Origin of the sequence: Nannocystis punicea (genome assembly GCF_026965555.1) — a bacterium.
Classification (GTDB): Bacteria; Myxococcota_A; Polyangia; order Nannocystales; family Nannocystaceae; genus Nannocystis; species Nannocystis punicea.
Genome location: NZ_CP114040.1, coordinates 2,641,367 through 2,654,490, shown reverse-complemented (window position 1 = coordinate 2,654,490; position 13,124 = coordinate 2,641,367). Strand labels below are relative to the sequence as shown.

The 13,124-nt window shown below is 70.4% G+C and carries 7 protein-coding genes; 4 read left to right on the top strand and 3 right to left on the bottom strand.

All coding sequences use genetic code 11. The features are described 5' to 3' along the window. Positions 1-380: 380 nt before the first annotated feature. The 3 genes from O0S08_RS10140 to O0S08_RS10130 all read left to right on the top strand — a co-directional run bounded on the left by O0S08_RS10140 (position 381) and on the right by O0S08_RS10130 (position 2,893). Positions 381-1,493, top strand: coding sequence for a PAS domain-containing protein (locus tag O0S08_RS10140; RefSeq protein WP_269038858.1), 1,113 nt, complete (start codon positions 381-383; stop codon positions 1,491-1,493). 392 nt (positions 1,494-1,885) lie between these two features. Further along, complete coding sequence (locus O0S08_RS10135; protein WP_269038857.1) at positions 1,886-2,602, top strand: hypothetical protein; 717 nt, start codon at positions 1,886-1,888, stop codon at positions 2,600-2,602. 48 nt (positions 2,603-2,650) lie between these two features. Beyond that, positions 2,651-2,893, top strand: coding sequence for a CPBP family glutamic-type intramembrane protease (locus tag O0S08_RS10130; protein WP_308477880.1), 243 nt, complete (start codon positions 2,651-2,653; stop codon positions 2,891-2,893). 151 nt (positions 2,894-3,044) lie between these two features. Here the strand turns inward: O0S08_RS10130 and O0S08_RS10125 are convergent, their stop codons facing one another. The 3 genes from O0S08_RS10125 to O0S08_RS10115 all read right to left on the bottom strand — a co-directional run bounded on the left by O0S08_RS10125 (position 3,045) and on the right by O0S08_RS10115 (position 9,992). Further along, positions 3,045-4,469: an SMP-30/gluconolactonase/LRE family protein gene (locus O0S08_RS10125; RefSeq protein ID WP_269038856.1), complete on the bottom strand. Its 1,425-nt coding sequence runs from the start codon at positions 4,467-4,469 to the stop codon at positions 3,045-3,047. Between the two features lie 309 nt (positions 4,470-4,778). Next, the gene (locus O0S08_RS10120) at positions 4,779-6,254 is read right to left on the bottom strand and encodes an SBBP repeat-containing protein (protein ID WP_269038855.1); all 1,476 of its coding nucleotides are present in this window, start codon (positions 6,252-6,254) and stop codon (positions 4,779-4,781) included. A 222-nt stretch (positions 6,255-6,476) separates the two neighbouring features. Further along, on the bottom strand, positions 6,477-9,992 hold the full coding sequence (locus tag O0S08_RS10115; protein WP_269038854.1) for a M36 family metallopeptidase: 3,516 nt from the start codon (positions 9,990-9,992) through the stop codon (positions 6,477-6,479). 1,297 nt (positions 9,993-11,289) lie between these two features. Here O0S08_RS10115 and O0S08_RS10110 point away from each other — a divergent pair. Then, complete coding sequence (locus O0S08_RS10110) at positions 11,290-12,786, top strand: serine protease (protein WP_269038853.1); 1,497 nt, start codon at positions 11,290-11,292, stop codon at positions 12,784-12,786. The last annotated feature ends 338 nt before the right edge of the window (positions 12,787-13,124 follow it).

Below are 13,124 nucleotides of genomic sequence, written 5' to 3'. Positions count from 1 at the left end.
GTCATGGGAAATCTTCCCGTCAGCGCTCCGGTGTCGCTGATCAAAAAATCTCGGCTCGACGGAGATCGCGCCGCATCGCTCCCGCGCGCGAGAAGAGCAATCGTCCCTACCGGCCAATGTCGTGTGGGACACGGCCCGCGAAGTTCAGAGCAGGGCGACGAGTCTGCCCGGCGCCGGAAGCGACGTATGACCGAGGCGGACCTGTGCGACATGCTCACAGCTCGGCAGATGCCTCAAGGGGCAGGTGCGCGCGAGACCGCCAATATCCACGGCTCTCGCGGTCTGCGGATCGCCAGCCCAGCACGCACACCCACGCCGACGGTTCTCGCCCGCGTTCGGGGATGCGTGGACTCCTGTCTACATGTCGATATCCTGGCCTCGTGGACAACCGCCGGAACACTGCTCCTCTCGCCGCCATCGAGCTGGACAACAATCAGACAATCATCGGATGGAACCCTCGCGCCGAGCGAGTGCTCGGGATCGCAGCGAGCGAGGCGCTCGGCAGCCTCGTCCATGAGGTCCTGCCGGTGTCCGAAGACCACGATTCGTGGGCGAGCGCCCTCGTGGACGACAGCGAGGATGCCAGCGTCCGGATCATCGATCGCCCCGGGGGCCCGCTGCACTTCGAGACCTGGTCCCAGAGGACCCTCGACCAGGACGGGCGGGTCGTCGGCGCCACGATCTACGGCCACGACGTGACGGCCCGCGAGCGCGAGGCCCGTCGCCTCGGGATCGAGGCGAGGACCCTCGCGGTGATGCTCGACAACCTCGACCTCGCGGTGTGGGCGATCGACAAGCAGGCGAACTTCGTGTTTCAGCAGGGCAAGGCGATGCGGACCGCCGGTCTGCGGCCCAATGAGTTCGTCGGTCAGAACTACTTCGATCACTACGGCCACTTGCCGAACGTCGATGACGTGCGGCGGGCGATCGCCGGCGAGGCCTCCGCGGCCGTGCCGACCGAGGTGCACGGCGTCCACTGGCTCAACTGGAACCTCCCCACGGTCGACGACGAGGAGCTGTCGTTGATCGGGGTGACGCTCAACGTCACGGAGACGAAGCGCAACGAGCTCGAGCTGCAGGCCAAGCTCGACCTGATCGAGCGCCAGCAAGAGGTCATCCGCCAGCTGTCGACCCCGATCATCGAGGTGTGGGACGGAGTGATCACGCTGCCGATCGTCGGCCTCATCGACACGGTGCGCACCGCGGAGATCATGGACAACCTGCTGCAGGCGGTCACCCGCACGCGGGCGAGGCACGCGATCCTCGACCTCACCGGCGTCGAGGTGGTCGACACCGGCACGGCCAGCCACCTCATCCGCATGATCCAGGCGATCCGCCTGCTCGGCGCCGAAGGCATCCTCACCGGCATCCACCCGTTGATCGCCCAGACCATCGTGTCGCTCGGCGTCGACCTGTCGCGCGTGGCCGTGTTCGGCAAGCTGCGCGACGCCCTCGTCTACTGCATCGGCAAGCGGCCCCGCGCGCGCAGCTGAGGCGGTCGGGCGCGGCGTCCCTCTCTGGGTGCCCCCGCGGCGAGTCGGCCGCATCGGTGAGGCTGCCCGGGGGACGGGCATTCATCATAGGTGCCCCCCGAGATCCCGATCGCGGCCCTGGCGAGTACGACGTCCATGTCCTTACGGACAGGTGCATCACGACGAACCCATCCTCCGACGCCACTTGCCGAGATCTCACATTCACAAAACCTGACCGGCGCCGTGTCTCACCGTCAAAGTCATTGACGGGCTCCGTCCCGGGGACAGACCCGGCAGCACGCCCGCAGGTGTGGGCTCGCGGCCACATGCCTGAGAGGACATGTCCGTCCCGACAGTCGAGCGCGCACTCGTGCCCGTGTCGGCCGGCCCGGCCCTGTGGCATCCTCGGGCCGATGCGCACCCTCGCCGCCGCCCTCGCCGTCCTGTTGGTCCCGCTCGCCGCCCGCGCCGACATACTGCCCGAAGGGCAGAAGGGCGTCGCGCTGTCGCTGCGCGTCGACGCCCAGGTCCCGAGCGGCAAGGCCCTGGTGCTGGCCAACACCTTCGAGGGCGGCACCCTGCTCGTCCCCGGCACCGACCAGAAGATCTCGTGGCACCCGCTGGGCGGCGAGATGCAGCTGCGCCTGATCAGCGCCGGCGACGGCGACGCGATCAAGGCCGCGGGCGCCGACCTCGACCGCGACAAGATCAAGCCGCTGCTCGCCGCCAGCGTCGAGTGTGCCAAGCCGTTCGCCGGCGTGCGCACGATCGTCGACACCTCCCCGGCCGTCGAGGTCCGCTGGACCTGGCGCGCCACCGTCGACGGCGACAAGTGCAGCGCCGAGCTGGTCAAGCAGGAGTACCTCGACGCCACTGGCAAGGCAGTGCCCACGCCCCCGCCGCCCGAGCCGCCCAAGCCCATCAACGCCCCGCTCGCCGACCCGCCCAAGCCCGCCTCCGAGCCGGCACCCGCCCCCACGCCGCCGCCCGCCCCGGCTCCGGTCAAGGCCGCCGACCCGCCCGCCGCCAAGGCCCAGGAGTCCGCCGGCGGCTGCAACACCCGCGGCTCGGCCCCGGGCGGCCTCGCGGGCCTGGCGCTGCTGTGGCTGCTGCGCCGGCGTCGCGCTTGAGATGCTCGTTCGGACATGGCTATTGCGCCATGTCCTTGAGGTCATCCGCTGGCGTCGGCCGCCGTCGGGATCGCCGGCGCCGCGGTGCTGTTCGGCGCGCTGCATCTACCCGCGGCGGCACAGGTGTGGCCGCTGACCCACCTCGTGGTCGCGCGCACGCTGCTGTTGAACGCGCTCCCGGGGGCGCTGTTCGGAGCGATCTACGTGCGCCGCGGCCTCGAGCACGCCATCGTGATGCACTTCGCGGCCGACATCGCGCTGCACGTCGTCCTGCCTGCCGTGATGACGTGACCGTCGCCGGGTGAACCGCACGTCTCGGCCGCGATGGCTCGCCGCCGGCGCCGACGCATCGGCTCCCGAGCGGCCGAGGGAACGAAGGCAGGACATGGCCCGATCGCCATGTCTCGAAGGGCATCCGCCGCGCGAGACAGCCGGCAGCCCGTCAGTTGCAGGTCGGCCCGTAGGACAGGTCGTTGATGCTGACCGCGAGGTCGGGCAGCTGCATGTAGTCGTTCGAGCCGTCGAGGGTGATCCGGAACAGCTGGTCGCCGTTGTTGGAGAACGCCTGCTTGCTGACCGAGTCGAACTCGAGGCCGACCGAGTTCCACTGGCCCTCGGGGATGTCGGCGACCACCGTGCCCTCGCCGGTGGCCGGGTCGACGCTGAGGATCCGGCTGTTCTGACCGTCGGTGACGAGCATGCGCTCGCCGACGCAGTCGACCGCCATGCCGCAGGCCTGGATGTTGACCCCGTTGCCGTCGAGGGTCAGCGGCTTGGCGTCGAGGACCTCGCCCGTGGCCGGGTCGAAGGTGACGAGCTCGTCGCCGTCGGAGTCGATGCCGTAGAGGGTGCCGTCGTCGAGGAAGCCGAGGCCGCAGATCGATCTCCCGTGGTCGGCGAGCTCGGTCGGCGTGTCGCCGCTGCAGTAATCGACGACGATGAGGATCTGCTTGGCCGACTGCGAGCAGTAGATCGTGCCGTCGATCGGCGAGATCGCGCAGGTGATCACCTGGTACGGCGGGGCCAGCGGGCCGATGTCGACGCTGGCGAACGGCGTGACGTCGCCGGTCTCCACGTTCACCTCGGCGAACTGGCCGTCGTCGAACGCGGTGTAGAGCAGGCGGTCGCCGGGGTTGATGTCGGCGTTCGAATCATAGCAGTCGGAGCCGACGTCGACGCCCGAGCCGACGCTGCTGTCGCCCCAGCCGTCGCCGTCCTCGTCCTTCATGCACTTCTCCGGGTCCTCGACCTCGGCCGAGCCGGGGAAGGTCGACGCGTCGTCGTCGTCGCAGTCGGTCCCCGGCGTCACGTCCGGGTTCATCGGCATGCTCTCGCCCCAGTCGTCGCCGTCGACGTCGGTCATGCACGCCATCGGGTCGTCGTTGGGCGCGGCCCCCGGGAAGGTGTGCTCGCTGCCGTCGTCGCAGTCGTCGTCGTTCGGCACGAACCCCGCCGGCGGGTCCTCGCCGGGCTCCGCGGGCACACAATTCGCAGGATCGCCGAACCCGTCCCCGTCCTTGTCCTCGCACCACACGCCGCCGCCGCCGCCGGTGATCGTGTCGCTCTCGCTGTTGCTGTTCGAGTTCGAGTTCGAGTTCGAGTTCGAGTTCGACTCGCTGTTGCTGTTGCTGCCCTCGGTCGCGCTCCCCTCGGTCGCGCTCGCGCTCCCCTCGGTCGGCGCGGTCATCGTCTGCCCGTCGGTGTCCGACTCGCTGCCCTCGGTGCCCTCGGTCGCGTTGGCGGTGAGGCCCGCGGTCATGCACGCCTCGAGCGACTGGTTGAACACCGCGCCGTCGTCGACGCACGTGCTCGAGCAACCGGGGGCGTGAAAGAGTCCTGCCGCGAGCAACAAACCGAAGCGACGCATGGAGGCCATGCACTACGGTATCGGGCCCGCCACGGGCCCGCAAGAGCGCTCCACGCGGGATCGATCGATCGCGCGCGCCTCGCGGCGCGACCATTTGCGCGCGAGAGCGACGAGTTTTCACGTGGATCTCGCTCGTGCGAGCCGCTCTCGCGGTCGTCGACGCTTGTCCACACGGAGCCTCGAGGACGGGCCCCGAGCGCGACTGCGTCGGGGTTTACGATCGACACGCCTCAAGATGGGGACGCCGGATCTCACTACCCCATGCGCGTCGCCGCGGGCGCGCGAGGCGACCGCGGGCCCGGCTCGTGTTCACACGTCGAACAGGTGGATCCAGGCGATGAGCCCGTCGTAGCCGTCGTCGTACGTGGCGTCGTGGGCGCCGGCCGTGGCGACGCCGCTCGGCGAGCCGGTCGTGCCGCCGATCGCCGCCTCGCCGATGCGAATGGCGACACCGTGCCCCGCGTCGTAGCTGGTGCCGCCGAGGTAGCTGGCGTGGAACAGCGAGCCGTTGGTCGCGTCGATCGCGACGAACACCGCATCGGAGTAGCCGCCGCCGTGCGTCGCATCGAAGGCGTTGGCGGTGGCGAGGCCGGAGCTCGTCGTCCTCCCCGAGAGGTAGAGCCCCGTGGCGAAGACCTCCAGGTCGTAGAACCCTTCGTACTCGAAGCCCCCCGGCGCACCGCCGAAGTAGCGCCCCCACGAGCGGACGCCGCCGTTGCTGAACTTGGCGACGAAGGCGTCCTGGGTGCCGTCCAGGCTGGTGTCGGCGGTGGTGGCGATGAGCAGCGACAGCCCGCCGTTGGCCGACTTGGTGTCGCCGGCGATGTAGACGTTGTTGGAGCCGTCGACGATGACTGCGTTGCCATGATCGTCGCCGGCGCCGCCGTAGAAGGTGGCCCAGGACCGCCCGCCGGACGAGGTGAACTTGGCGAGGAAGGCGTCCTGCCCGCCGTTGGCGCCGGCGTCGTGCGTGCCGACCGTGGCGATGTCGGTCGCGTTCGTGTAACCGGTGACGAAGATGTTGCCGTTGGAGTCGACGGCGCAGTCGAAGGCCTCGGTGGTGCCGTTGCCGCCGAAGTACGTCGTCCACAGGACGTCGCCGTCGACGCTGGCCAGCTTGGCGACGAAGGCGTCCTGCACCCCGTTGAAGGTGCTGTCGTGGACCGTGCCCACGGCCAGCCCGCTGTTCGAGGTCGTGCGGCCGACCACGTAGATGGTGCCGTCGGCGGCGAGACAGACGCCGCGGGCGCCGTCGACCCCGTTGCCGCCGATGTACGTGGCCCACTGGAGCTCGCCCTCGCCGTCGTACTTCGCCACCATCCCGTCGCTCGTGCCCGAGAGGATGGTCTGGTCGGCGCCGATCGTGGCGATGTCGGACGTCGACGAGGTGACGCCGACGACGATGATGCCGTCGTTCGCGTCGCTGGCGACGGAGTGCAGGTAGTCGGGCCCGCTGCCGCCGAGGTAGGTCCCCCACACCTGATCGCCGAACGCGTCGAACTTGGTGACGAAGCCGTCGGCGTCGCCGTCGTAGTCCGGGTCGAAGGCGTCGCCGCCGGCGATCTCGGACTCGGAGAACGTATACCCGACGCTGACGAGCTCGCCCCACACGTCGAAGTCGACGTCGTTCACGGCGTCGCTCGGGTCGGCCCCGTAGTACGTGCTCCACGTGAGGTCCGGGAGCGCGTGGGCCTCGGGGACGGCGGCGACGAGCGCCGCGAGCGTGACAGAAAAGCACGCATGACGACGCGTGCGAGCGGAAAGATCCAGGCTGTACAAATGCATGATACCTCGGCGCGGCGCCCATCACCGATCGTCCGGCGACGCCGCGGAGGCAGCATGAAGGGCGCGAAGAGTGGCGTCAATGACGTTCTTCGCGCATTCGTGCCGCGCTCGACTTCGATCCACGGCGGCGGGGTCGGTGCATTCGATTGCGGGCAGCAAACGGCACCGCGACCGCGAGCCCGGCGAGCTCGCGATCGCGGTGAGGCGTCGACGCCCTCGCGATCAGCGGCCGCGGCGTGAACGGCGGCGCAGCGCCGCCAGGAGCAGCAGCGGCGCGAACTGCAGCGCCGCGGACCCGCGCTCGCCGTCGGCCGAGCACGCGCAACCGTCCTCGCCGCTCGGCTGCTCGTCGCTCGTGTCGCTCGCGCCGGTGGCGGACGAATCGTCACCGCCCGTGCTCGCGTCGTCTCCGCTCGTCGTCGGCGAATCGCCGTCGCACTCGCCGTCGTCGTCGATCCACTGCGGGAACGGCCCGTCGACGATGCCCGCGAACTCGAAGTTGTCGAGGTCCCAGCCGTGTCCGCCGGTGCTCGGGTTGGTGCCGACGCGGAAGCGCAGCTGCACCGTCTCACCGGCCAGCGCCGTCCCGAAGTCGAGCGAGACCGGGTCGCGCTGCGGGTACGACGGGTTGAAGCCGACCACGCCGCCCTCGCCGAACAGCGGGTTCAGCCCGCCGAGGATCAGCGCGGTGTACGGGCTCTTCTTCACGAGCGGCGCCACGTCTTCCCACGTCTTCCCGCCGTCGCGCGAGATCTCGATCACGCCGCCGTCCACGAACGTCAGCAGCGGATCGACGCGCACCTCGAACGCGTGCATGTGCTCGAAGCCGACGACGAACGGTTGATCGGGCGAGACCTTCAGCGGCGGCGAGGCGAGCCAGGTGTCGCTGACCGTGCTGGAGCTCGTGGCGTGCCAGATCGTGCCGGAGGCCGCCGACGGCAGGCGCGACCACACGGCCTCGCCGCCGGCCCCGCCGATCGTCCACAGAGTGGCGGCGGACTCGACGTCGTCGACGTTCCCGCCCGCGGGCGTGCGGTCGGCGTCGAGCGCCGTCGGCAGCAGCAGCTCGGTGCTCGCCTCGCAACCTGCGGGGGTGTCGAGGCGCACCGTGAGCGTCAGCGGCGTCGCGCCGCTCGCGGCCGCGAGCTCGGCGTCGAAGCTGACCTCGACCTCCGCGAGCGGGCCGACCTCGGGGACCGCGATCGACGTATCTGGCCCGAGGGACAGGTTGGCCGGCGCCCCCACCACCTCGAGGGTCGCGCCGGTCAGCGGCGCCGCGCCGAAGTTGCGCACCGTGACGGTCAGCCGCCCCGACTCCTCGGCGTCGAGGACCCCGTCGCCGTCGCACGAGTCGACCGCGTCGTCGAGCCTGGCGGCGACGAGCGCCCCCTGCGGGCGGACCTCGAAGTCCTCGACCACGCCGACGAGGTTCTCCGAGTCGTGCGGCGGCGACACGGCGCACGTGCCGGCCCCGCGGCGCGCGAACGCCTGCGCGGCGGCGACGAAGTCGTCGACGCTGTGCTGCCCGATCGCCGTGAGGAGCGCGTCGCGCTGCTCCGTATAGGTCGGCTGGGTCGGCGCGAGCATCATGCCGGCGACCACGTAGTCCGACATCCGCCGGCGGACCGCGTCGAACTCGAGCTCGCCCGCGTGCAGCTCGTGCAGCGCGACGTAGACCTCCCACAACATCGTCGCCCACACCTCACCGGCGTTGTGGACCCCCGAATTGGCCGACGCGCTCGCCTGCATCGGCGCGCTGTCCGGCAGCGGCTCGCCGTCCTGGATGTGCCGGAAGGTCAGCGGATTTTTGCTCATGTCGGTCGAATAGGTGTACCGCCGCAGGCCGAACCAGGGCCCCCCGGCAGGGACGGCGTAGCTGGCGTAGCTGGCGTGGCCGTAGGCACCGGCGAGGTCGTCGCCTGGCCGAAGAGCCAGGTGTAGCGCCATGAAATCGCCCCAGCCCTCGCTCTGGGCCAGGCTCTGCAGGTTGCCGGCGGCCACCAGGCGGTGGTGGATGTAATGCCCGTACTCGTGGGCGACGACGAGGTTGTCGAGCGCGACGTCGCGGTCGGGCGTGGTCAGGCCGGTCATGTCGGCGACCAGCGGCCCGTTCAGCAGCGCCGCCTTGAGCGTCGCGCCGTCCTCCATCGACAGGCCGACCGTGGGGATCTGCGGGTTCGGGGCGCCGACCTCGCGGCCCGGCCTGAACGAGCCATCGCCGGGCTTGTTGTTGACGAGGATGACGCCGGCCGCGCCGGCCGCGAGCGCGGTCTCGGCCTTGGGGACGAAGATGCAACCGCCGCCGCGGTCGATCAGGACGATCTTGCCGACCACGTCGTTGACGATCGGCTGGCACGCGTCGGACGGCGTGCCGACGCCGTCGTCCGCGAGCACCAGCTCGGCGGAGAAGTCGAAGACCTTCGGCCCGAACACCGCGGCCCCGACGGTGAACGACGCGTCCAGCTCGGGGACGGTGAGACCGGCGGTGAAGCTCTTCGGGCTCCACAGGGCCAGCTCCACCCACGGCGACTCGCCGTCGAAGGGCACGTGCATCGTCGCGCGGTCGCGCTTCTCCTCGTACGCGGCGTCCTGCGCCTCCACCTGCAGGCGATCGCCGTCGATCCCGCCGCGGCCGAAGTTGTCGGTCTGGGCCACGCCGGCGGCCTCGTTGAAGCCCGAATCGTACCACCAGTCGTGCAGCCAATTGGCGGTGTAGAACGCCTGCACGATCGCCGCGGTCGTCTGCGTCTCGTTCGCCAGCGGCTCGCCGGCCGTATCGTAGGTGTAGTCGAACACGCCCGGCGCGCTCACGCTGGCCCGGAATTCGCCGCTGGCGGGCTGGAACCCGCTCGGGTCGTGGAAATCGACGTAGGCCTCGACGTGGTTGCCGTACGTCTGCGTCGCGTCGGCCGGCAGCCACGGGTCGGCCTTGTCGTCGGGGTTGTGATTGAAGCCCTCCATCGTCACGAGGTTGGGCTCGACGAACTGCTGCGTCTGGTCCTCCGGGTTCGGGGCGTCGAACGGGTACGGCGTATAATCCTCGGTCGGGCCGTCGAGCGGCCGACCGTCGTCGCCGATGTACCCGCGGTACTGGAAGCCCGCGTGCGCGGTTGCGTTGCGGTGCCAGAGCACGCGGCCGTCGTCGGCCGCGAGCACGTATTGATGGACCGCGGACTCGGGCAGCTCCCGGGTGAAGGACTGCACCTCGACGAGGTACGCCGACGCCAGCGCGTCGCCGACAGGGAAGTACACCGGCTTCACGCGCGCGGGCCGGCGCAGGCCGAGCCGGCCGCCGTCGCCGTTCGCCAGCACGAAGCGCTCGAAGTCGTCCGAGCGCGGGGCGCCGTCGGCGACGAACCACTGCGAGTCGACGGCGACGCCGTGGACCTCGCGCAGCGCCGCGGCGATCGCCGCGGTCTTCGCCGGCGTCGACGGGACGAACGGGGCGGCGACGCCGGCCGGGTGCGGGCTGCCGGAGATGGCGACGAGTCGGTGCGATCGATCGAGCAGGACCTTGATGTCGTTGCCGAACAGCTCGACGCCGCCGACGCTCTGGCGCAGGGCCACGAGCACGCCGCCGCGGCCGACGTCGTGCGAGAACAGGGCGCGGGCGTCCGCCAGCGCCTCGCGCGAGACGCCGTACGCCTGGCGCTGCTGCTCGAGGTGCAGCCTGGCCGCCTGTTCGGCGCTGCTCGCCGGCGGCGGGCCGCCGTCGGCCGCGAGCAACAGCGAGGGCACACCGCGCACGGGGTGCCGCGACGCCACAAGGGCCCGGTACGGAGCCTCCTGAGGCGCGGGCTCGGCGCGGCTCGCCGCCACGAAGGGGGCGGTCGGACCGACGGCGTGCGCGTCGACTCCCATCGGGATCATCGCCAGGACGGCAGAGAACAGACAAGTACGAAGGCTAAGAGTTGGATGCATCATAGGGCGGTCAGGGAGCGTCGCCGTCCTCGCCCCTGGATCATGCCGGCTTGAAGGCTCTCTGAGACCTTTCAGGGCCGTCCCCCCCGCGAGCCCGAAGGTTTCGCCGGCAGCCCGGATTTTTCGCGCGCGCGCACGCGCCCGCGCAGGCTCGGCGCCATGGCCTCGAGGATCGACGGATCGGAGAGTAAGTCCCACTCGCAGGCCCCGCCCGCTCCGACGGTCTGCTCGAGCGCGTGTCCGACGGGACAGGGCTCGCTATCCATGGGGGTACGACGATTCGGCTCCCCCACGTGGTGCTCATCGTCCACCACCCTCGAGTCCCCGTCTTGAGGGCGACGGATGCCGTGACACATGAGATGTTCCAAAGGACATATGTCACCATTCACCGTCCCCCGACTCCGGACTGGCCCGGGGAGCCCTGACGATCGATCTCGACGGCAGCGCAGGTCACGCTCGAGCGGCGCGTTTCAGAGCGGGCGCGGCGCGGCACATCGCCACTGTTCGACCCCGGGTCTCGTCTCGTGCACAGGCCCGAGCGGGGTGTACAAATCCTCCACCTCCCAGACTCATACGAGTATGTTCCCGGCCGTGAACTATCACGGATTCCTCGCCATTGGTGCGATCTTGTCGAGTGCGCCGCGGCGGGCCGTCGGCGGCTCTGCGCGAGGCGGGGCGTAAATGCTCGGACCGTCCTCCTGGACGCTGTAGCGGCGGCCCCGACCTCTGCGAGCCAGCGTCTGCTCGACACGACGGCGAATGTGCTCCGTCGCGAGTGAGATCGCACCGGCGCGCATCCGGGGCGCCACGCGGGCCTGGGTCGTACCGCGCTCTTTCGACCTCGGGCGAACCTCCGCGCGGCGTACGGAGCTCTCGCAGATTTGCGAGACCCAGTGGCGGAGACGCCACTGGCACATGATGGGGGCTTGAGTACGGTACACGCCATCCACAGAACGACCGAACGACAGGCAACGGGCATCTGAAGCTCGGGGCTGCCCTGCAGCCGCGCGCCGATCTCGTCGCTGAATCCTCCTCACTTTTGCACCGCTCGTCCCGTCGCGTGCGCGCGGGGGGAGCGCTCGTCGCTTGCTCACCGGATTGAAAGACGCTTGCCATGAAATCGATTGCACTGCTGGTACCGCTGCTGCTTCTTCTCCCCCTCGCCTCCGCCTGCGACAGCCCGGGCGGAACCCCCGTCTCGCCGCCGCCGGAGTGGACCTGCGACGCCGCGCGCTTCGGCGGCTCCGACGGCTGCGACTGCGGCTGCGGTGCGCCCGATCCGGACTGCGACGGTGCCGGCTCGGAAGACCCGGGCGCCGGCGTCGACGACCCCGCCTGCGACGTCTGCGTCGACGGAGAAGGCGCAGCGCAGCGGTGCGTCAGCGTGACCGCGGCGCTCGAGGCGGCCGGCTTCATCGTCAGCCCGGCCGGTACCAGCGACGACGGCGCCGAGCTGTACGACCTCACGCTCCTGCAGCCGAACGATCACCAGGACGCGAAGTCGGGCACCCACGAGCAGTACCTCACGCTCATCCATCGCGGCTTCGACCTGCCCATGAACTTGATCTCCACGGGGTACAGCAATTACCTCGGCTTCGAGGAGGACGAGCTGACGACCCTTCTCGCGGGCAACCAGCTCGTCCTGGACAAGCGCTTCCACAACGGCAACGGCGACGACTTCTCGCACTTCACGCGCAAGCAGGTCGCGGACGACGCCCACGACGTCGTGGTGCGCCTGCGCGACCTGTACACGAGCGCGTGGCTCGGCTCGGGCTTCAGCAACGGCGGCGTCGACATGGTGAGCTTCCGCCGGCACTACCCTGACGACGTCGACGCCACGGTCGCCTTCGGCGCCCCGTTCATGGTGCCCGAGGACGAGCGCTTCCTGGCGTTCTTCGACGTCGTCGACGCCGCGTGCCAGAGCCGCCTCGAGGCCATCCAGCGGGCCGCTCTCGGCGCCCAGCGCTCGGCCGTCGAGCCCGCGGTGCTGGCCTCGGCCGCCGACGAGTTCGGCGACACCTTCGTCCGCGTCGAGCCGGCGCGCGCCTTCGAGGCCGCCGCGCTCTCCTACCCGTGGCTGTTCTGGCAGTACTTCGGCACCCCCGACGATTGCGAGGGTCTGCCCGGTCCGGCCACCGCGACGGCCGAGGAGCTGACGGCGGCGTTCTTCGGCGTCACCAGCATCTTCGGCGCCTACCCGATGTCCGACGCGTACCTGTCGTTCTTCGGCGCCTACTTCTACGAGGTGCAGCAGAGCAGCGGCTGGCCCGCCTTGCCGCGCGCCGAGCTCGTCGCGGAGGGCCTCGTCTCCGCCGACCTCGTCGACATGGAGCGCGGGCTCGTGCCGGAGGGCGTGACCACGCCGGAGTTCGACGCCGCCGAGAACAGCGCGCTGGCAGAGTTCGCCCGCCTCGGTGACGGCGTCGCCTTCGTCTACTCCGACCAGGACCCGTGGGCGGCCGCCGCCGTCACCCCGTCGGCGATGAGCGGCAACGTCCGCTTCGACGTCACCAGCGGCAATCACCTCGCTACCTTCTCGTCGCTCTCGGAGCCCGATCGGGCCGCGCTGTCCGCCTTCCTCGAGACGAACCTCGGCATCGAGCTCCCCTGAGCTCGACGACCTCGAATCCGTGGGTGCGCCGCACGACCTGGCTCTTCGGACAGCCTGTCGAAGACGCGGGGAGTCGAGCATCCCGTCTAGGCGGCCGCACCGCCTCCGACGATTCGCAGCGCGGCCAGGTCCGCACCTGCCGCACCGACCCGCGGACAGGAGCGGGTCGCACCCACAATCCATCACCTCGGCGCGGCTCATCGCCCGTTCGCGGAGCCGCCCGAGGGTTCGCACCTTTTCGGTCGCCGGGCGTTGTCTGGCGTCTGCGATGCCCATCTCTCGACGGCGCCTGCTAGCCGGTCTCTCGTGCCTGACGCTCGGCGGATGCGGCGCGGACG